The organism is Methylobacterium sp. Leaf88 (genome assembly GCF_001422795.1).
In the GTDB taxonomy this organism is placed as follows: Bacteria; Pseudomonadota; Alphaproteobacteria; order Rhizobiales; family Beijerinckiaceae; genus Methylobacterium.
In genome coordinates this window covers 6,382-6,688 of the sequence record NZ_LMMK01000014.1, presented here as the reverse complement: position 1 = coordinate 6,688, position 307 = coordinate 6,382, and the positions used below count along the sequence as shown (strand labels likewise).

The 307-nt window shown below is 72.3% G+C and carries 1 protein-coding gene; it reads left to right on the top strand.

What is annotated here, in order from left to right; genetic code table 11:
- Window position 1: 1 nt before the first annotated feature.
- A partial coding sequence (locus tag ASF20_RS10695; RefSeq protein ID WP_244476392.1) for a YidB family protein occupies window positions 2-307 on the top strand: 306 nt, incomplete at its 3' end.

The following is a 307-nucleotide window of genomic DNA, read 5'->3' as shown; positions in this document are numbered from 1 at the left end:
TCTGGCCGTGGCCGGCTACCAGAACCGCGACAAGCTCGCCGAGCTGCTGAAGGGCCACGAGCCGCCCGCACCCCAACGCACCGTCCCACCGATCCCGAACACAGCCTCCACCGGCACGGCCACCGGCAGCGGCGGCCTCGGGAATCTGGCCGGGCTTCTGGGCGGCGTCGGCACCGCCGGGGTCGGCGGCCTGATCGCCAGCGGCCTGAGCGAGCTCGTTGACCACTTCACCAAGGGCGGTCACGGCGAGACCGCGAACTCCTGGGTCAGCCATGGCCCCAACCGCGACATCCCCGAGGGGGATCTG